This window comes from Lutibacter sp. A80, from assembly GCF_022429645.1.
Taxonomy (GTDB): Bacteria; Bacteroidota; Bacteroidia; order Flavobacteriales; family Flavobacteriaceae; genus Lutibacter.
In genome coordinates, this window is record NZ_CP092480.1 from 2,354,064 (window position 1) to 2,373,498 (window position 19,435).

The following is a 19,435-nucleotide window of genomic DNA, read 5'->3' on the forward strand; positions in this document are numbered from 1 at the left end:
TTTTAAAATGCCTTTAAACTACAGTTTAAAGGCATTTTATGTTTCATTAAATAGATTGTTTAAGTTAACACCCATTTAACCCGTCCTACTTCTCCTGTTTCAAGCTGTACTTTTATTCCATGCGGATGCTTTGACGAGTTTGTTAAAATCCGTTTTACAGTTCCTTCGGTTAATTCTCCACTACGTTGATGATGCTTTTGTACAATTTCTACATCACTCCCTATTTTTATATTGCTTCTAATACTACCGGTAATTTTATCAGACCCCATAAATTTTTATTTGTTTTTAAATTATACATGCACAATATTAACAGGCTCTATTAAAGGTTCATTATTAAAACGAAGCAATAATTGAGCTACTGCAATAGTATCTTTTTCGCAATAAGTTACAATACGTTTTATGTTTTTTTCTTTATAATAAACACTCCCTACTTCACCTCCACTAATATCATCTTTGGGTGATGGAATATTTAATATTGATGTTAATAATTTTAATGAAGTATAATGCTTATAATCACCAAATTTCCATAACTCTAAGGTATCTAAATGTGGAATTTCCCAAGGTTTCTTACCAAATAAATTTAACTTTTCTGGTAATTCAATTTGATGAATTATCATACGACGCGCAATATACGGAAAGTCAAATTCTTTTCCATTATGTGCACATAACACATGTACTGCTTTATTAAAATGTAGGTTAATTAATTTTTTAAAATCTTTTAAAATTTGTACTTCATCACCAAAAAACGAAGTAACTCTAAATTCACGATCTTTTGTTTTAAAATTGGCAAAATACCCTACCGAAATACACACTATTTTACCAAATTCAGCCCAAATCCCTGCTCTATCATAAAATTCTTCAGGTGTAAATTCTTCTTTACGTTGGTACTGTGTTTTTGAAGCAAACAGCTCTTGCTTTTCTTCAGATAAATCTGAATAAAACTCTGTTTCTGGAACTGTTTCAATATCTAGAAATAGAATATTTTCAAAATTAATTTTAGTATTCATAGCTTTTTTTTATATAAATATAACAAAAAAAATCATTCCTAAAATTGGAATGATTTTTTACATAATATATTTTATTAGCTATTAATTAATCAAAACTTTTCTAACTGAAACTTTATCATCTTCCTCAACTTGAACTAAATACAATCCTGTACTTAAATTCTCTACATTGATTAGTTCGTTAGCTTTAACTGCTTTATTATAAACCACACTTCCCAAAATTGAATAAATAACAACATTTTTATTTAATGAATTTTTAGTAGAAATTGAAATTCTACCATCCTTAACTGGGTTTGGATATATATTAAAACCTTCTATTTGATCTTTTACAACTGAAAGTGACTTACTTGAATTTTCAGCTCCTGGAGTAGGTCCTGAAGGTATCCATCCTGTAGCTGTTTTTTGAAGAGATACTTCTCCACTTGTACTCCCGATATTATCAACCTTGTTAAAATTAATTATATCTCCAAAACTTACGGACTCTAACTCTACTAAAGTTTTTCCCTTACCCTCATACAAGATAGCAACACCACCATTAGCATCAAATTTTTCATCAGCATCAAAATTTTCATCGTCAATAATAAGAAATTCCCCTTCTTTAAGAGTTCCTTTTAAATATATACGTTTTATTTCTTCTGCATCGCTATTATATAAAGCTAAAATCAAATTATTTAATGGAACACTTGCTTTTCCATTTCCTGTAGACACAGATAATTCAATAAATGGATTACTACCTGTATAATTAATCTCGGATAAAAAAACAGTCTTTTCGTTTCCACCAAAAGTCGAAACAGACACGAATAAAAAAGCAACTAAAATGTAAAATGTTTTCATGGGGATGAACAATTTATTTCTACTACAAAGATGGAGCTTTAAGACGTTGCTTAACGTATTTACTCCTCTAACTTAGCCACTTGCAGTATTAACTAAACAAATGGTTTGTTTTAACCAATAAATAGAAATTAAATTCACCCACTTAAGTAAGGTTTTCCCCTACTTTTGTGGTTAATAGGATAAGATTTCATATAAAAAACGCCTAAAAACAGACATTTAACACTCTAATTTTCAAAGCGATTGATTAATTATAGACATGCTAATTAGGTTTGTAATTTGTTATGATAAATTCTAACTAATTTACCACCAATTTACGTGTAGCAATTTTATCTTCTTCAATAATTCTCACTAAATAAATTCCTTTATTTAAACTAGAAATATCTATATGCTCTTTAGCTTGTAAATTTTTACTATAAACCTGTTGTCCCGTTAAAGCGAAAATAGTAACTTGTTTATTTAAACTACTCTTTGATGACATATACAACATTCCATTAGTTACAGGGTTTGGATACATTATAAAACCTTCTATTTGATCTTTTACTACAGAGAGAACAGACATATTATAAGTAGCAATTGGAAATGGCGTGGCAGCCGTTGCATTAGTTGTTGCTTCGTCTAATGCACCTACACCACTATAATTCCAATCACCAACTGAAAAAACAGTATTTGGTCCAGGCGTATTTCTGTATGCCCAGCCATCTGTATACTCCCAAGATGTAGGTACAAGAGCTGTGTAACTTACATCTCCAAATACATCTATAACTGATCCAAATCCAAATAACTCAATAGCGTCGTCTCCACTAACCCCTAAATCTAAACTTGTATAATCAGGAGTAAAATCAAAAAAAGCAGAAAATCCTGTAGTTTCTGAAGCTAAATAAATATAATCTCCAACAGAAGCTGAAATAGCAGGAAATGTAAACTCTTCACCATCTGTACCTTCCCCATTATTAGCAGTCCCCAAACCATAAATACTTAAATCTGGAATGTCATTTATAACATAAAGTTCAACTCCTTTTGGCGTACCACCAGGTAAAGGACCATCATAAACTCCAGTAATAAGCATAGATACTTGCTCTATATGGCCAGATAAAGTAACTGTTTTAGTTACAGCACCTGCACTAATTAAAGTAATATCCTCAGAATAAGAGCCAATAGAAAGTCCCGTTTTTAACCTAACAAAAATTGTAGTTGTTGCGATAGTAGTTCCTCCTCCTTTTGTAAGTGTTATAGAAGAAGTCCATCCTCCAACTGAAGTTTCAGAAATCTCGTAATTGGTAGAAGCTGTTAAAACAATATCATCTGATAAATAAGTACCAAAAACGGTAAAATTAGCTACCGTGGAAGGACCATGGTTAAACATATAGTTTAAATCTGTAACAGCGTTTGTGTTTAAAAAAATAAAAGGATTTGTTGAAAATGTTTGTCCAGTATTTACAGTACCATTTGTATGTGCGCTTGGAACAACCCAAGTAAAATCTTCATAAAGAACTCCTGAGCCCACCAATTGTAAAGAATATCCTACTGGAGTAGTACCTGACTCTTCAACACCAATATCTGTCGATGTTATTCCACTTGCAGCACCATCAGTAGCAGTGAAACTACCTTCATAACTTAAAAATTGCACAACAGTTGAAGTTGAAGTATTTACCAAAGCAATACCATCTGGGGAACCATCTGAGGAACCATTTTGCAAACCATCTACAGACAATCCAAACCATTTAAACCCATAACCATCACTGTCATCTGTTAATATACCAGACAAATTAATAGAATTATATTGTTGACCATTAGTTCCATTATACAATACAATAGTATAGTTTGATAAATCCGTACCACTTGGTCCGCTTATTTCAAAACCTTCATTAGAATCAGTTCCATCATTATCATAATGGATTTCATTAATAAAAACTTCAGTTTGACCAAAAGATAGTGTAACCATTAAAATGGCAATAACCAAAAAGTAAAGTTTTTTCATAGCTATATTTTTTTAGTTGCTCTTAAATATATAAAAATAATTGAATTAAAAAAATATAAACAACTATATATTAGTATTTTAACATCTAATTATTGAAAAACATACTATAACAGCAGGTACTATTACCTCCTACTTTAACTTTTAAAAAAACCAATTAAATAACGACAAATATTACTTCTTTAAAAACCCACCTATTTAAATTTAATTATAAAATAGATTCTTTTTATTTTAGCATTAAGCACAAAAACCGACTTAAAATTAATATTATGTAATTTTAATGTTAGGTTAATGTTATACTTTAAATTACTTTAGTTCTAATGTTTTGTAATTGTAATTAATGATTACTTTTGAAATGTTTTTACTTTTTAATTTAAGTAAAATTATGAAACGAATATTGCTAAAAAGAATATTGCTAAATAAATTATTAAATAGCAAACAGCAGAAATCGTTAAATAAAAAATAATAAAAACATATGAAAAAAGCAGCTATCAAAATACTCTTAGTTGATGATGAACCAGATATTTTAGAAATTGTATCTTACAATTTAAAAAATGAAGGTTATAAGGTTTATACCGCTAAAAATGGTATTGAAGCTATCGCTTCTGCAAAATTAAACAATCCGCATTTAATAATTTTAGATATTATGATGCCTGAAATGGATGGTATTGAAGCTTGTGAAAAAATAAGAGCAACAAAAGGATTAGAACATGTTCTAATCACATTTTTTACAGCTAGAGGTGAAGACTATTCTCAGGTTGCAGGTTTTGATGTTGGTGCAGACGACTATATAACAAAACCAATAAAACCAAAAGTTTTAGTAAGTAAAATTAAGGCACTATTAAGAAGGGTAAATGAGGTTCAAAACATTACATCTAATAGTGTAAAAGTTGGTGAAATTGTTATAGACAGAGAAGAATATGTTATTATAAAAGAAGGTGAAAAACTATCTTTACCAAAAAAAGAATTTGAACTTTTTGCACTACTAGCATCTAAACCAGGAAAAGTTTTTAAACGTGACGATATTTTAGATAAAGTTTGGGGAAATGAAGTTGTAGTTGGCGGTAGAACTATCGATGTTCATATTAGAAAATTACGTGAAAAAATTGGTGATAGATATTTTAAAACTGTAAAAGGCGTAGGTTACAAATTTGTTGTTAATGAAGATTAAAAGAACATATTCATTTGCTTTTTGGACTGCCTCATTTATTACACTATTTATTCTTGGGGTATTATTAATTACCGCATATGTATTTTTAAATATACCGTTAAATATTAAATATTTAATACCCTTTATAGGTCTTATTTTCATCTTTACGTTTTTAATTATTCAATATAGGTTAGAGAAATTTATCTATAAACGCATAAAGAAAATATACGATCGCGTTTCTATTTTAGACCGTTCCGATTTTAATAAAACTGCTATAACTTCAGATATTGATGCGCTTTCTAGAGAAGTTCAAAAGTTTGCGGAATTTAACCAAGAACAAATTGCTAATTTAAATTTAAGAGAAAATTATAGACGAGAGTTTTTAGGAAATGTTTCTCACGAATTAAAAACACCTCTTTTTACCGTTCAAGGTTACCTATTAACTCTAGCTGACGGTGCAATAAATGACAAAAAAATTACTAAAAAATACCTGAAGCGTGCCAATAAAGGTGTTGAAAGACTTATTTCTATTGTTAAAGATTTAGATTTAATTGCTAAATTAGAATCTGCCGATTTATCTATTAACAAAAAACCTCTAAATATTCTAGAATTAACACAAGATGTATTTGAATTATTGGAAATGAGGGCAAAAAAAAGAAATGTTTCTATGCATTTTAATAAACATTATATTTATCCAATAATGGTAATTGCAGATGCTGAAAAAATTGAACAAGTACTTACCAACTTAATTGTAAATGCAATAAAATATTCGAAAAAAAATGGTACTATTATGGTTAGTTTCGAAAAAAAGGAAACCAAAGTACTTGTAAAAGTTATTGATGATGGTGAAGGTATAAAAAAAGAATATTTACCTCGACTTTTTGAACGGTTTTACAGAGTTGATCAAAGTAGATCTAGAGATCAAGGTGGATCTGGATTAGGGCTCTCTATTGTTAAGCATATTTTAGAATCTCATAACGAGCAAATTTTTGTAGAAAGCGAATATGGTAAAGGTTCAGAATTTTCATTTACATTAGAAAAAATGAAAGTTCTTTAAAGCCAGATTACAAACACTTATATCTTATTTTAGCCTCTATACAATTTTAACAAAAGAAGAAATTTACACATAAAAATGCCCTAACAGATTCTAAAACCTGTTAGGGCATTTTTTAAATTATACAATATGTTTCTACAAATCGAACCCGATATCTTTTCTAAAATTCATTTCTTCAAAACATATTTTATCAATATTTTGATACGATTGTTTTAAAGCTTCTTTAAAATTAGTTCCGTAAGATGTAATTGCTAATACTCTTCCTCCGTTTGTTAAAACTTTCTCTTCTTTGGTAGTTGTACCCGCATGAAATGGAATAGAGTTTTCAATAGTTTTTAATCCAAAAATTTCTTTTCCTTTTTCATAAGCTTCTGGATATCCGCCAGAAACTAACATAACTGTACAAGCACTTTCTTTTTTTAATTCTATGGTTTTAGTGTGTAATTCTTTATTTCCTGCAGCGATTAAAAGCTCTAAAAAATCACTTTCAATACGAGGTATTACAACTTCAGTTTCTGGATCTCCCATACGGCAATTGTACTCAATTACTTTAACTTCACCTTTATCTAATATCAACCCAATAAACACAAACCCTACATAACTGATATTGTCTTTTTGAAACCCATCAATTGTTGGTTTAATAACCTGAGTTTCTATTTTTTCCATTATAGCATCTGTTAAAAATGGTACTGGAGATACAGCTCCCATTCCTCCCGTATTTAAACCTTTATCTCCTTCACGAATTCTTTTATAATCTTTTGCGCTAGGTAAAGTAACATAACTTTTTCCATCTGTTAACACAAAACAACTAAGTTCTATCCCGGTTAAAAACTCTTCAATAACTACTTTACTACTAGCATCACCAAACTTTTTATTGGCTAACATTTCAGTAAGTTCGTCTTTTGCTTCTTGTAAATCATTTAAAATTAAAACGCCTTTTCCAGCAGCTAAACCATCTGCTTTTAAAACGTACGGAGCGGTTAATGATTCTAAAAATGAATAACCTTCTTCTAAATTTTCTGCAGTAAAACTTTTGTATGCTGCAGTTGGAATATTATGTCTAAACATAAACTCTTTAGCAAATTCTTTACTTCCTTCTAACTGTGCAGCATATTTTTGAGGTCCAATTACAGGAACATTCTTTAATTCAGCATCGTTTAAAAAGAAATCATGAATTCCTTTAACTAATGGATCTTCAGGTCCAACTACAACTAAACTAATTTGATGCTCTAAAACAGCTTCTTTTACTTGTTTAAAGTCATTTTGATTTATATTTAAATTGGTTCCAACTTCGTTTGTTCCAGCATTTCCAGGAGCAATAAATAACTTATTTAATAAGTTACTTTGTGCTATTTTCCATGCCAATGCATGCTCTCTTCCTCCTGATCCAAGTATTAATACATTCATTTGTAAATTTATTTTAAGCTATTTATAGTTTTTAATTAAAAAATTTGTTCTAATATTTTTTGAGTAATAACATAGGTTGGTAATACACCTGAAGTACCTAATCCTCCAGAAGCCAAAGTACTTCCTGTTTTTAAAGGATTATCTGATGCATAATAAGCATATCTTACTTTCACTTTTCTAGAGATATTCCCTCTTATTTTTGAAGCTGCTTGTATGGCTTTTTGGTAATGTGCACCTTCCATTTCAAGTCCTGTAACTTTCCAAGTTGAGTTATGAAAGAATTTTAAAATATCTTTATTTTGAAGCGATGTTCCTAAAACAGTTACCATTGCTCCTGTAAAAACATTTACGCCACAACCTTCAAACAGACTCTTTTTTAGTTGATTTTTAAACGGATAATTATCTGCTGTCCCTTCAAAAATATGTGAAGAAGGAATCATAATATCACCTTTTTCTCCATCTAAAATACCTGCTTTCCCCATTATTGAAACAGATGCCACATTTAAATGAAATTCTCTATTCTTATCATTTATATAAGGTTTTAAAAGTTCATCCATTGTTTCATAGGCCTGTTCTCCAAAAGCATAATCCATAACAATAATTACAGGTTTTTCTTCTTCTCCTAAACTGTTTTTTAAGGTGTATTGTGTTTTAGAAATATCTATTTTTTCGGTATCGATTACTTGAACATTAATATTAGTTCCAAACGTATCTTTAATATAAAACAGTCCATTTTCACCTGCAAATTCTTTTACTTGGTGACGTAAATCTTCGTTTTCGTCTTTACTTAATAACTGAAATAACGAAATTAAATTTTCATCTTTTATTTGTCCTGGTAAAATAATAGGCGCATAAATTGAATTCATTACACTATGCATATTTGCACTTATAATATGTATTGGCCTACTTAGTAAGTTATTTTCTTCTAATACACGTTTAATATTGGTTGCCCATATTTCTCCAAAAATATGATGTCCAATACGTTCACGTAATACAGGACTAAAATTAATTTCTCTTTTTAGATTGTGTACTTTTTCATTAATCGCTAATTTACCTAACCAATAAATTATTTGAAAAAATCGGTCTTTATTATTCTCTAAGCTTAAAGCCAAATACACTTCTAGAGCTTCTTCAAAAGTACGCCCTAATATACTTGCTAAATGCGCCAACATTATATCGCGTTCGTCTCTAGATATTTTTCTATTATGAAGTACTACATCTTCTAATTTATTCCATTCGCGTATTGTTTTAGTTCCATCATCAATTAAAACTTTATTTGCAATTTTATGAGACTCTACAAATAGAAATGTTAAATGTGTTAGAATATCATAGATTTCAGATCTTCCTCTGGTAACTTCAATATTCATTTGATCTTTGTCTATTCTATAGCAATTTCTTCGTCTTTTTGGAGGAACAATAGCTTCAAAATGCGATTTAGAATAACCTTCTTCTGAAGTTAAATTAATAAATCTACACTCTTCAATTCCTATTGGCAATCGCTCAATAACATAAATTAATCCATTTAATTCAACTTTTTCATCGGCAATAGAACCATAAATTTCTGGACGCAATAACAATAACGATTCTCTTAATGCATCACCCGAAATACCCATTGGTTTATAAAACCCTCTACTAAATAAATGGCGCATAGTAATATATAAGCGTTCTATTGCATTAGAAGACTCTTGCGCTCTGGTTCTATCTTGAATTTTAGAATGTGTCATACTTCTTATTTTGAAATGTAAAGATACAATATCTCTGTTGAATTAATTCTTAGTTTAATAGTTGAAAAGTTTAAAGTTGAAATGACTCAATTTTTAATTAGTTAACAACCCCGAATACTCGTTTTGATTATTTAAAATTGTTGTTGCTTTTAAAATTGTTGGATCAAATACTGCTTTTTGTTGATAAACACCTTCAATATAAAAATAGCGTTTTACAATTTCTTCAGTTAATTTTTCAATAATTTCTTCTTTGTTTTTTTCTAGTTCGTTTAATTTTTCTGCATAAATTACATCTAACAAATCCGTATATTTTTTTGCTACATTTTTCCCTAAATTTTCTGAAGTAGCTTTTTCAAGTGCTTTTTTAAATTCGATTTCTGTTTTAGTTTTAAAATCACTTTGATTTTTACTTAAGTATTTTAGTAGATTGTCAAAATCTGCTTCTTTTAAATTAAATTTTGAAGGCTCTAAAATTGTTGGATTTTTATAAAAATAAGTGGTCGCATAGTTAAAAAACGCATCCGATTTTAACAATACTTCAGTAGTTTTAGTAGTTGTTGGTTTTTCAATTTTAAAATCAGGTAAAATACCTCCACCGCCATATACAATTCTTCCTTTTTCGGTTGTATAAGTCTCTCTTCCTGCATCGGAAAACTTAGGCACATTCCCTTTATCATCTCTATTTGTATAATCCAATTCTTGAATACACCTTCCGCTTGGTGTATAATATTTAGAAATGGTTAATTTCATTTGTGTACCGTAAGAAAGTGGTTTGTAACGTTGTACTAAACCTTTTCCAAAAGAACGTTCGCCTAGCACCACCGCTCTATCATAATCTTGTAAGGCTCCTGCTAAAATTTCTGAAGCTGATGCCGATCTATTATTAATTAAAATAGTTAAAGGAATTTCTAAATCTATAGGTTCATTTTTTGTTTTATAAGTGGCGCTTTCTTTTTGAGTTTTTGCTTTTGTTGTAACCACAACTTTATCTTTTGGTATAAAAAAATTAACAATTGAAACTGCTTCATTTAATAAACCTCCTGGGTTACTTCTAACATCTATAATTAGTTTTCTCATACCTTCTTCTTTTAATTCTAAAAAGGCTTCTTTTACTTCTTCTGCAGCTTTTTGATTAAACTTTACAAATGAAATATAACCAACTTCAGCATTAAGCATTGTATAAAAAGGCACTGCTTTTTCAATAATTTTTTTTCGAGTTACCTGAATTTCCAGCATTTTATTTTGACGTTCAATTTTAAGTATTACATCAGTATTTGGCAATCCGTTTAAGACACTTGAAACACCAATTTCTTCAAAATCTTCAACAGCAACATCGTCAACTTTTAAAATTTTATCACCAACTTTTAACCCAGCTTTTTCTGCAGGAGAATTTTTTAATATTTCTCTAATAATTACCGTTTTATTTTTAAATTTTGAAACAGCTCCAATTCCACCATATTCACCTGTTGCTCTAATTCTTGCATCTTCAACACCTTGCTCATCGTAAAAACGTGTGTATGGATCTAAATTACTAAGCATGTAGTTTATAGATTTACTGGTTAATTCTCCAGGATTTATTTCATCTATATAATACATATTTAATTCTTTAAACATTGTTGTATAAATGTCTATTTGTTTTGCAATTTCAAAAAAGTTCGATTGAAACCCTACGGAAATTGCAATAGTAACAGTTACAAAAACAGCTAATATCCATTTTTTAATTTTAGTTTTCATATGTCTTTTTTAATATTTTTAATGGTTAAATGCTGCTCGGCTTATCTTCTTTAATTTTTGTTTGAAGTTTTGCACTTACCTTTTTTAAAGACAACTCCAAATCAACATAATTTATTTCGTCTTTTGCCATATAAATAAACATAAAAATATATGGTTCAGTTAAACTTTCAGTAAAAGAATGTTTATTTTTTCTGTAGACTTCGCGCATTAACCTTTTAATTCTATTTCTATTTACGGCTAATTTTACATTCCTCTTCGGAACAGCAAAACCAGCTTTCACTAAAGATTTAGCTCCATGGTTTATCGGTAAATAAATTAATCTAAAAGGGTACGATTTAACGTGTTTTCCTTCAGCAAAAAGCTGCTCAATTAATTTTTTACTTTTTAATCTTTCTTCTTTTCCTAATGTGTATTGCATATATACAGTAACTAAAATATCTAAAACTTGGAATATTAAAGTTTAATTAACTTCAGTAAATTCCAAACTTTAACTACTTTACGTATTTTATTAATACGACAAATGTAAGGAATAAAAGATTTTAAAAAATTAAATTGAAAAGACTTTAATTAGTAAATTTGTGTATAACCAAAATCTTAACAGTATGTCTCAAGATTTATTTCAAGCTCCGGATTATTATCAATTAGATGCATTATTAACTGAAGAACACTTGTTAATTAGAGATGCAGCTAGAGAATGGGTAAAGCGTTCTGTGTCTCCAATTATTGAAGAAGCCGCTCAAAAAGCCAAATTTCCAACATCAATTATTAGTGGTTTATCCGAAATTGGCGCTTTTGGCCCTTATATTCCCGAAGAATATGGTGGAGCAGGTTTAGATCAGATAAGTTATGGTTTAATTATGCAAGAAATTGAACGAGGAGATTCTGGAATTCGATCAACAGCTTCTGTACAATCCTCGTTAGTAATGTATCCAATTTGGAAATATGGAAACGAAGCACAACGTAAAAAATTCTTACCAAAATTAGCTACTGGAGAACTTATGGGATGTTTTGGTTTAACAGAACCCAACCACGGATCTAATCCGAGTGGTATGGAAACTAAAATTAAAGATATGGGCAACCATTTTTTATTGAATGGAGCAAAAATGTGGATTTCAAATGCACCATTTGCAGACATTGCAGTTGTTTGGGCTAAAAATGAAGAAGGCCGTATAAAGGGATTAATTGTTGAACGCGGAATGGAAGGATTTACAACTCCAGAAACACATAACAAATGGAGTTTAAGAGCTTCTGCAACTGGTGAATTAATTTTTGATAATGTTAAAATTCCAAAAGAAAACATACTGCCAAATAAAGATGGTTTAGGTGCCCCACTTGGCTGCTTAGATTCTGCTCGTTACGGAATAGCTTGGGGAGCCATTGGTGCCGCAATGGATTGTTACGCTACTGCTTTACGCTATGCAAAAGAACGTATCCAGTTTAATAAACCAATTGCAGCAACACAATTACAACAAAAAAAACTGGCAGAAATGATTACCGAAATCACCAAAGCGCAATTGTTAACTTGGCGCTTAGGGACTTTAAAAAATGAAAATAAAGCAACCTCTGCGCAAATATCAATGGCAAAGCGAAATAATGTGGCTATGGCTTTAAAAATAGCTAGAGAAGCGCGTCAGGTTTTAGGTGCAATGGGTATTTCTGGCGAATTTTCTATAATGCGTCATATGATGAATTTAGAAAGTGTAATTACATATGAAGGCACACATGACATTCACTTATTAATAACCGGATTAGACATTACAGGCTTATCGGCTTTTAAGTAAAACAACCTATTACACTGTATAAAAAAACACTTTGTATTAATAACAAAACCTATAAAATTAAACTAACAGGTTTTAGAAACTTGTTAGGTTTTCAAATTGTGTAAAAATGGATTCCTACCTGAGCAGAAATGACAGGTGGAATTATTAGAAACAATTCAATAGTAACCAACATCTTGTCATACCTGCGCAGGCAGGTATCTATAATATTCTTTATAAAAAAAAGACTTTGTATTATGGATATCTCTTCTAACTAAAATAACAAAATCTATAAAAATTAACCTAACAGGTTTTCAAAACCTGTTAGGTTTTTATATTGTGCAAAAATGGATTCCTGCCTTTGCAGGAATGACAGCGTGTTTTACAACACCAATAAATTACAACCTCTAATATCAGAATTATCAAAACGGCCTAATACTTCAAAAGTGTTATTTTTAAAAGTTTTTCCTAAATCTTGTGTAGCTATAAACGAACAAGAATTTATATTCGCTAAGTCTATAACATTTATACCTCCCGATTTTCCTTCTGGGAGTATTGTTAAAGCATCTTCCGTATCACGTGTTAAAATTTTCATCCACGGTGGGCACTCAAAAACTCCATCTCCTTTAGAATATCCCTGACTTAATAATTCGGTCATTCCATATTCTGAATGAATTTTAGAAACCCCAAAACCATTACATAAAATACTGTGTAATTCTTCTCTAATAAGTTCTTTTCGTTTTCCTTTCATTCCACCAGTTTCCATAATTATGGTGTTTTTTAGATCGAATTTGTATTTATCCAATAAATCTAACAAAGCAAAGGAAACTCCAATTAAAAGTATTTTTTCACCTTTTTTATCTAATTCTTGTAAGTTTTTAGCCAATTCCTCTAAATTATTCAAATAAAAACCACTTTTTGGATTGTTTGATTTCTTTATAAAACTATCGGCCATATAAATTAATGAAGAACCTGTACGTTCCAAATACGAAGGCAACAATGCTAATATTGTATAATTTTCTATAGCTCCGTAAAAATACTGAAAGGTTTTAGTAAAACTTTCTTCGTAAATAGAAACATCTGTAACATAGTGTTTACTTTGTGTCATTCCTGTAGTACCACTACTTAAAAAAATTTGTTCAACTGCATCTTCAGAAGCAACAATTTTATGAGTTTTAAAAAATTGAATAGGTAAAAAAGGAATATCTTCAATTTTTTGAATGGAATTTATATCAACCTTTAAATGTTTTAAAAAGGTATTGTATACCACATTATGAATAGCCTGAAATCTAAAAATATCCAGAGCTATTTCATTAAATTCGTTTGTATTATGTGACTTAAATAGCGTATTTCTTTTCATAAAAATTGGGAAACTTCACAAAAGTAATGTAAATTTACGCAACCTATTATCTTTTTAGGTATCTTATTAACAATAAAAACACTCGTATTTGGGTTTAGAAAAGCTCATAAAAAAATGTGCTAAAAATGATAGAAAGGCACAAAAAGAGATTTACCAGCTTTTTGCAGGTAAATTATTCTCAATTTGTCTTAAATACTCTAAAAATAAACAAGAGGCTCAAGATAATTTTCAAGATGGCTTTGTAGTCATTTTCGATAAAATTGAGCAGTTTAATTTTAAAGGATCATTTGAAGGCTGGATTAAGCGAGTTATGGTTAACACAATTTTATTAAAGTATAGAAAAAAAACTGTGTTAAGTATTGTTACTGAAGAAATTCCTGATGAGGTGATTGTTGACATCGACGATGATGAAATTTCTTTAGATTATTTATTGAATCTCATTCAAGAGTTGCCAGAAAGATACAGAATGGTATTTAACCTGTATGTATTAGATGGATGTTCTCATAAAGAGATTTCTAAAATGTTAAAAATTGCTGAAGGCACATCTAAATCTAATTTAGCCAGAGCAAGAGGCATTTTAAAACAAAAAATAGAGAAACATCAAGAAAGTCAACAGTCTGTTTAAGATAAAAGGTTAAAGTGAGAGATTATAAGAATATAGACAGGATTTTTCAAGAAAAGCTAAAGGATTTAGAGGTCTCACCTCCAAGTCAATCTTGGAATTCAATTCAAAAGAAATTAGCTCCAGTTTCTCAAAAGAAACGATTTCCTTTATGGCTTAAATTTGCAAGTGTAGCTGCCTTACTTATATTATTTTTTAGCATAGGCACAATCTATTTTATACCACATAATAATTTCTCAAATAACTTTTTAAAAGATTCTAATTCTGAAAATATAGTTATTGATAATGATAGTATTCAAACTACAAATTCTAAAAATAATACTGTTACTAAAAAACCGTTAACACAGCCTAAAATAAATGAGCTTATTGGCGCTAAAAGCACTAAAATTACAGCTATAAACAGTATTGATGAAGTTTCCAATACTAATAAAAATAACAACTTAAAAGAAAATAATTCTATTTTAACAGATGCGCTTAGTCTACCATTACCAGACAACAATGACACTAAAATGGATAAATCTTCACTAATTTCAAGTGGAAGAATAACCGTTGCAACTATTTTTGCACCAATTTACATAAGCTCATTTGGAGATGGATCGGGTATTGACAGTCAGTTTAAAGACAACCCAGCCTCTGGAAATTCATCTTATTCTTACGGTGTAAAATTTGCCTATAAACTAAATAACAAATTTAGTGTACAATCCGGAATTAACCTTATTAATTTAGGATATACAACTAACAATATTTATGTAACTCCTGGAGTTGCAGTTGTAGAATATTCAAACATATCTAACAACCCAATAAATCTGGGAAAACCACAGCAATATGCTACAACAAAATTAAGAGAACTTAATGCTATAGACCCAAATAAAGGGAGCTTAAATCAAGTTTTTGGATATGTTGAAATCCCTGTTGAATTAAAATACAACGTTACCGATGGTAAATTAGGGGTAAACTTGGTTGGTGGTTTTAGTACACTTTTACTTAATAACGATGAAGTTTTTGTTGAAACAAATTCAATCACTCAAAGTTTAGGCTCATCAAACAATTTAAGAGCTATCAACTTTACAGGAAATATTGGTCTTGATGTAGATTACTCTATTAAAGAAAATTTATTTATCAATATCTCTCCAATGTTTAAAATGCAAACAAATACCTTTTCAAAAAATTCAGGTAGTATACAGCCATATTACCTAGGAATTTATACAGGTTTAAATTATAAGTTTTAGTTGGTTTATTATTTGGTTGGTTACCAAATATTGAATGAAGAAAGCCATTTCAAATTTGAAATGGCTTTTCTTTTTATACCATTTAATATTCGTAGCTTTGTTAAGCACAACTTTAAAACCTATACAATATGGAAGCCATAACTATAAACAAAACAATTGAAAAAGCACTAAAAAAACTAGGTGTTAAAGAACTAAATAACGGAACTTCAACAGGTTCAATTTCATTTGGTAATGGTGAAATTATTGAATCATACTCTCCAGTAGATGGTGCTTTAATTGGAAAAGTAATTACTACTACAAAACAAGATTACGAACAGGTGATTAAAAATGCGCAAACGGCATTTAAAAGTTGGAGGCTAAAACCAGCACCTCAACGCGGAGAAATAGTAAGACAATTTGGAGATAAATTAAGAGAACTAAAACAACCTTTGGGCGAGCTAGTTTCTTATGAAATGGGTAAATCGTTACAAGAAGGTTTAGGAGAAGTACAAGAAATGATTGATATCTGTGATTTTGCTGTGGGGTTATCACGACAATTACACGGACTTACAATGCATTCTGAACGTCCTGGACATAGAATGTACGAACAATACCATCCTCTAGGAATTGTTGGTATTATTTCAGCATTTAATTTTCCAGTAGCAGTTTGGGCTTGGAACACTGCATTGGCCTGGATTTCTGGTGATGTATGTATATGGAAAGCTTCAGAAAAAACACCTTTATGCAGTATTGCCTGCCAAAATATTATTGCTGATGTTTTAAAAGAAAATAACTTACCAGAAGGTATTTCAACTATTATTAATGGAAATTATATTGTTGGTGAATTTATGACAACCGATAAAAGAGTTCCACTAATTTCAGCAACAGGCTCAACAAGAATGGGAAAAATTGTTGGTAAAACTGTTGGAGAACGTTTAGGAAAATCGCTATTAGAATTAGGTGGAAATAATGCCATAATAATAACACCCGATGCAGATTTAAAAATGACCGTTATTGGTGCTGTTTTTGGAGCAGTTGGTACAGCTGGACAACGTTGTACTTCAACACGTAGATTAATAATTCACGAATCTATGTACACGAAAGTAAAAGAAGCTTTAGTAGCTGCATATAATCAATTACGCATTGGAAATCCTTTAGATGAAAGCAACCATGTAGGCCCTTTAATTGATAAAGATGCTGTTGAAATGTATAAAAATGCATTGGTAGAAGCTGTTAAAGAAGGTGGCACATTATTAGTTGAAGGCGGTGTTTTAACCGGTACAGGTTTTGAAACTGGCTGTTATGTTAAGCCAGCAATTGTTGAAGCTGAAAATCATTTTAAAATCGTTCAACACGAAACATTTGCACCTATTTTATACTTGCTAAAATATTCTGGAGATGTTAATAATGCTATTGAAATTCAAAACAATGTAAATCAAGGTCTTTCATCTGCTATAATGACAAATAATTTGCGTGAAGCTGAGTTATTTTTATCTCAAGTAGGATCAGATTGTGGAATTGCAAATGTAAATATTGGAACTTCTGGAGCTGAAATTGGAGGTGCTTTTGGTGGTGAAAAAGAAACTGGTGGTGGAAGAGAATCTGGATCCGATGCTTGGAAAGTTTATATGCGTCGTCAAACAAACACTATTAATTACACAACAGAACTACCTCTAGCGCAAGGAATTAAATTTAATTTCTAATAATATATTATAAACCAAATAGGTTGTTGAAACCTGTTTGGTTTTATATTAAGTATAACTTTTACTTAGAAGAAATTGATTCTTTAGAGTTTACAATTTCTTCAAAATTTTCATTTTCTAGGCGACTTTCTAGTTCTGCTTGAAATTCTTCCATAACTGGTTTTACAGTACTTTCAGGTATATCTGCAACTCTTATATACATCAATCCATCTACAGCATTATTAAATTTTGGATCCACATTAAATGCTACTAAACGCGCATTTTGTTTTACATACTTTTTAATTAAAACCGGTATTCTAAGCGCTCCAGGTTCAATTTCATCAATAACTTTATCAAATTTATTCATATCTGACTGAGTTGCATCAAAAACAAAATCTTTATCAGCATCTTTTAACTTTACCTTGTATTCCTTTTTTGGATGAATATATTGAGCAATATACGGATCGTAATAATGAGATTTCATAAACTCAATCATTAACGATTTTGAAAAATTAGAAAACTGATTGCTAATACTAACACCACCAATTAAATATTTGTATTCTGGATAGCGTAAAGTTACGTGTACAATTCCTTTCCAAAGTAAAAACAATGGCATAGGTTTTTGTTGGTATTCTTTAATTATAAATGCTCTACCCATTTCTATAGAATTCTCCATCATTGTATACAATTCCGGTTCAAACTTAAACAGTGTGTGCACATAGAATCCTTCAATTCCATGTTTTTTATAAATATCTTTTCCTAAACCCATTCTATAGGCTCCAACTAGTTTTTTATCAGCATTGTCCCATAAAAATAAATGATGATAAAACCCATCAAACCGATCTAAATCGATAGACTCATTAGTACCTTCTCCAACCTCTCTAAAAGTAATTTCACGCAAACGTCCAATTTCAAATTTTAGGTTGGGAATTTTATTACTTGGCGCAAAAAAAACTTCGTAATTTTTACTTTTTAATAACCTTCCATTATTGGTACGGAGTGCATCTACTTCTTCAATAATTCTATCATTATTTTTTTGACAAACAATTTCTTTTGGCTGTCTTGTTTTTTTTAATGATGCTGTATTTATAGTTTTAGAAACCTTTTCAAAAGGGTTTGCCAACATATATGTTTTTCTTCGAATAAATTGACAAAAATCTTGTGTATTTTTATATGTTTCTTGGTCTTTAACAGAAATTGCTTTCCCTATTCTAACCTTAATAACACGCTCTTTTTGAGACAGTAACTCCGAAGGTAATTTAGCAGTTCTAAGTGTTGGATTTAACCTAGATAAAAAATAGAATAACCTGCTATTTTTAGCGTGAAAATAAATAGGAATTATCGGCACTTTTGCTTTTTTAATTAATTTAATAGCTCCTTCTTCCCAAGGTTTATCAACAATTAATTTACCATCTTTATAAGTAGAAACTTCTCCTGCCGGAAAAATCCCTATAGGATTCCCTTCTTTAATGTGTAAAAGCGCACTTTTTATTCCTGAAATACTAGACTTTGCATCTTTTCTATCTTCAAAAGGATTTACAGGCATTATAAAAGGCTTCATTGGCTCAATTCTATGCAATAAAAAATTTGCAATTATTTTATAATCTGGTCGTTTTTCAGTTAATAATTTCAACAATAAAATACCATCTATACCTCCTAAAGGATGGTTAGAAACTGTGATAAAAGCACCATCTTTTGGAATTCTTTTTAAATCTTCTTCTGGAATTTCAAATTTAATTTGAAGGTCGTCTAAAAGCGCTGTAAAAAAGTCTAAATCTTTTAAATGCTTATGTTTATTGTATATTTTATTTATGGTTGAAATTCGAAGAATCCTCATTAATAACCACCCAAAAAATGTACCTATAAATCCGTATTTATCAAGATTTAATACTTTTGAAACCTCTTTTGGCGTTACTAAACTCAT

General features: G+C 30.0%; 16 protein-coding genes. 6 read left to right on the forward strand and 10 right to left on the reverse strand.

Annotated features, from left to right (window positions below):
• Positions 1–59 precede the first annotated feature (59 nt).
• From MHL31_RS09765 to MHL31_RS09780, 4 genes are all read right to left on the reverse strand, one after another.
• On the reverse strand, positions 60–269 hold the full coding sequence (locus MHL31_RS09765) for a YwbE family protein (RefSeq protein ID WP_371824117.1): 210 nt from the start codon (positions 267–269) through the stop codon (positions 60–62).
• Positions 270–290: 21 nt separating this feature from the next.
• A complete protein-coding gene (locus MHL31_RS09770) occupies positions 291–1,007 on the reverse strand; it encodes a 3'-5' exonuclease (protein ID WP_240225769.1) in 717 nt (238 codons plus the stop codon).
• Between the two features lie 81 nt (positions 1,008–1,088).
• Positions 1,089–1,838 (reverse strand): T9SS type A sorting domain-containing protein, encoded by a 750-nt coding sequence (locus tag MHL31_RS09775; protein WP_240225770.1) that lies wholly within the window; start codon positions 1,836–1,838, stop codon positions 1,089–1,091.
• A gap of 295 nt (positions 1,839–2,133) precedes the next feature.
• Positions 2,134–3,816 carry a T9SS type A sorting domain-containing protein gene (locus tag MHL31_RS09780; protein ID WP_240225771.1) on the reverse strand — a complete coding sequence of 561 codons (1,683 nt, stop codon included), beginning with the start codon at positions 3,814–3,816 and terminating at the stop codon, positions 2,134–2,136.
• A gap of 472 nt (positions 3,817–4,288) precedes the next feature.
• Here MHL31_RS09780 and MHL31_RS09785 point away from each other — a divergent pair, with 472 nt between their 5' ends.
• Positions 4,289–4,984, forward strand: coding sequence for a response regulator transcription factor (locus MHL31_RS09785; RefSeq protein WP_240225772.1), 696 nt, complete (start codon positions 4,289–4,291; stop codon positions 4,982–4,984).
• A complete protein-coding gene (locus tag MHL31_RS09790) occupies positions 4,974–6,020 on the forward strand; it encodes a cell wall metabolism sensor histidine kinase WalK (RefSeq protein WP_240225773.1) in 1,047 nt (348 codons plus the stop codon). Before MHL31_RS09785 ends, MHL31_RS09790 begins: the two co-directional genes overlap by 11 nt.
• A 132-nt stretch (positions 6,021–6,152) precedes the next feature.
• Here the strand turns inward: MHL31_RS09790 and purD are convergent, their stop codons facing one another.
• From purD to rnpA, 4 genes are all read right to left on the reverse strand, one after another.
• Positions 6,153–7,424 (reverse strand): phosphoribosylamine--glycine ligase, encoded by a 1,272-nt coding sequence (purD, locus tag MHL31_RS09795; protein WP_240225774.1) that lies wholly within the window; start codon positions 7,422–7,424, stop codon positions 6,153–6,155.
• Positions 7,425–7,459: 35 nt separating this feature from the next.
• Complete coding sequence (locus MHL31_RS09800) at positions 7,460–9,148, reverse strand: hypothetical protein (protein ID WP_240225775.1); 1,689 nt, start codon at positions 9,146–9,148, stop codon at positions 7,460–7,462.
• A 93-nt stretch (positions 9,149–9,241) separates the two neighbouring features.
• Complete coding sequence (locus tag MHL31_RS09805) at positions 9,242–10,882, reverse strand: S41 family peptidase (RefSeq protein WP_240225776.1); 1,641 nt, start codon at positions 10,880–10,882, stop codon at positions 9,242–9,244.
• 25 nt (positions 10,883–10,907) lie between these two features.
• On the reverse strand, positions 10,908–11,300 hold the full coding sequence (rnpA, locus tag MHL31_RS09810) for a ribonuclease P protein component (RefSeq protein WP_240225777.1): 393 nt from the start codon (positions 11,298–11,300) through the stop codon (positions 10,908–10,910).
• A 184-nt stretch (positions 11,301–11,484) separates the two neighbouring features.
• Here rnpA and MHL31_RS09815 point away from each other — a divergent pair, with 184 nt between their 5' ends.
• The gene (locus MHL31_RS09815) at positions 11,485–12,663 is read left to right on the forward strand and encodes an acyl-CoA dehydrogenase family protein (protein ID WP_240225778.1); all 1,179 of its coding nucleotides are present in this window, start codon (positions 11,485–11,487) and stop codon (positions 12,661–12,663) included.
• Between the two features lie 358 nt (positions 12,664–13,021).
• Here the strand turns inward: MHL31_RS09815 and MHL31_RS09820 are convergent, their stop codons facing one another.
• A complete protein-coding gene (locus MHL31_RS09820; RefSeq protein WP_240225779.1) occupies positions 13,022–13,999 on the reverse strand; it encodes an acyl transferase in 978 nt (325 codons plus the stop codon).
• A gap of 88 nt (positions 14,000–14,087) precedes the next feature.
• On the opposite strand from MHL31_RS09820, the gene MHL31_RS09825 reads away from it, so the two are divergent.
• The 3 genes from MHL31_RS09825 (at position 14,088) to MHL31_RS09835 (ending at position 17,532) form a co-directional block, all read left to right on the forward strand.
• Positions 14,088–14,624, forward strand: coding sequence for an RNA polymerase sigma factor (locus tag MHL31_RS09825; protein ID WP_240225780.1), 537 nt, complete (start codon positions 14,088–14,090; stop codon positions 14,622–14,624).
• A gap of 14 nt (positions 14,625–14,638) precedes the next feature.
• The gene (locus MHL31_RS09830; RefSeq protein WP_240225781.1) at positions 14,639–15,850 is read left to right on the forward strand and encodes an outer membrane beta-barrel protein; all 1,212 of its coding nucleotides are present in this window, start codon (positions 14,639–14,641) and stop codon (positions 15,848–15,850) included.
• Between the two features lie 128 nt (positions 15,851–15,978).
• On the forward strand, positions 15,979–17,532 hold the full coding sequence (locus MHL31_RS09835) for an aldehyde dehydrogenase family protein (protein ID WP_240225782.1): 1,554 nt from the start codon (positions 15,979–15,981) through the stop codon (positions 17,530–17,532).
• 61 nt (positions 17,533–17,593) lie between these two features.
• Here the strand turns inward: MHL31_RS09835 and MHL31_RS09840 are convergent, their stop codons facing one another.
• The gene (locus MHL31_RS09840) at positions 17,594–19,435 is read right to left on the reverse strand and encodes a lysophospholipid acyltransferase family protein (protein ID WP_240225783.1); all 1,842 of its coding nucleotides are present in this window, start codon (positions 19,433–19,435) and stop codon (positions 17,594–17,596) included.

What these genes read in the sequence shown, in the direction of transcription:
- MHL31_RS09765 (WP_371824117.1), bottom strand. Translation starts at nt 269, where the DNA reads ATGGGGTCTGATAAAATTACCGGTAGTATTAGAAGCAATATAAAAATA.
- MHL31_RS09770 (WP_240225769.1), bottom strand. Translation starts at nt 1,007, where the DNA reads ATGAATACTAAAATTAATTTTGAAAATATTCTATTTCTAGATATTGAA.
- MHL31_RS09775 (WP_240225770.1), bottom strand. Translation starts at nt 1,838, where the DNA reads ATGAAAACATTTTACATTTTAGTTGCTTTTTTATTCGTGTCTGTTTCG.
- MHL31_RS09780 (WP_240225771.1), bottom strand. Translation starts at nt 3,816, where the DNA reads ATGAAAAAACTTTACTTTTTGGTTATTGCCATTTTAATGGTTACACTA.
- MHL31_RS09785 (WP_240225772.1), top strand. Translation starts at nt 4,289, where the DNA reads ATGAAAAAAGCAGCTATCAAAATACTCTTAGTTGATGATGAACCAGAT.
- MHL31_RS09790 (WP_240225773.1), top strand. Translation starts at nt 4,974, where the DNA reads ATGAAGATTAAAAGAACATATTCATTTGCTTTTTGGACTGCCTCATTT.
- purD (WP_240225774.1), bottom strand. Translation starts at nt 7,424, where the DNA reads ATGAATGTATTAATACTTGGATCAGGAGGAAGAGAGCATGCATTGGCA.
- MHL31_RS09800 (WP_240225775.1), bottom strand. Translation starts at nt 9,148, where the DNA reads ATGACACATTCTAAAATTCAAGATAGAACCAGAGCGCAAGAGTCTTCT.
- MHL31_RS09805 (WP_240225776.1), bottom strand. Translation starts at nt 10,882, where the DNA reads ATGAAAACTAAAATTAAAAAATGGATATTAGCTGTTTTTGTAACTGTT.
- rnpA (WP_240225777.1), bottom strand. Translation starts at nt 11,300, where the DNA reads ATGCAATACACATTAGGAAAAGAAGAAAGATTAAAAAGTAAAAAATTA.
- MHL31_RS09815 (WP_240225778.1), top strand. Translation starts at nt 11,485, where the DNA reads ATGTCTCAAGATTTATTTCAAGCTCCGGATTATTATCAATTAGATGCA.
- MHL31_RS09820 (WP_240225779.1), bottom strand. Translation starts at nt 13,999, where the DNA reads ATGAAAAGAAATACGCTATTTAAGTCACATAATACAAACGAATTTAAT.
- MHL31_RS09835 (WP_240225782.1), top strand. Translation starts at nt 15,979, where the DNA reads ATGGAAGCCATAACTATAAACAAAACAATTGAAAAAGCACTAAAAAAA.
- MHL31_RS09840 (WP_240225783.1), bottom strand. Translation starts at nt 19,435, where the DNA reads ATGAGTTTAGTAACGCCAAAAGAGGTTTCAAAAGTATTAAATCTTGAT.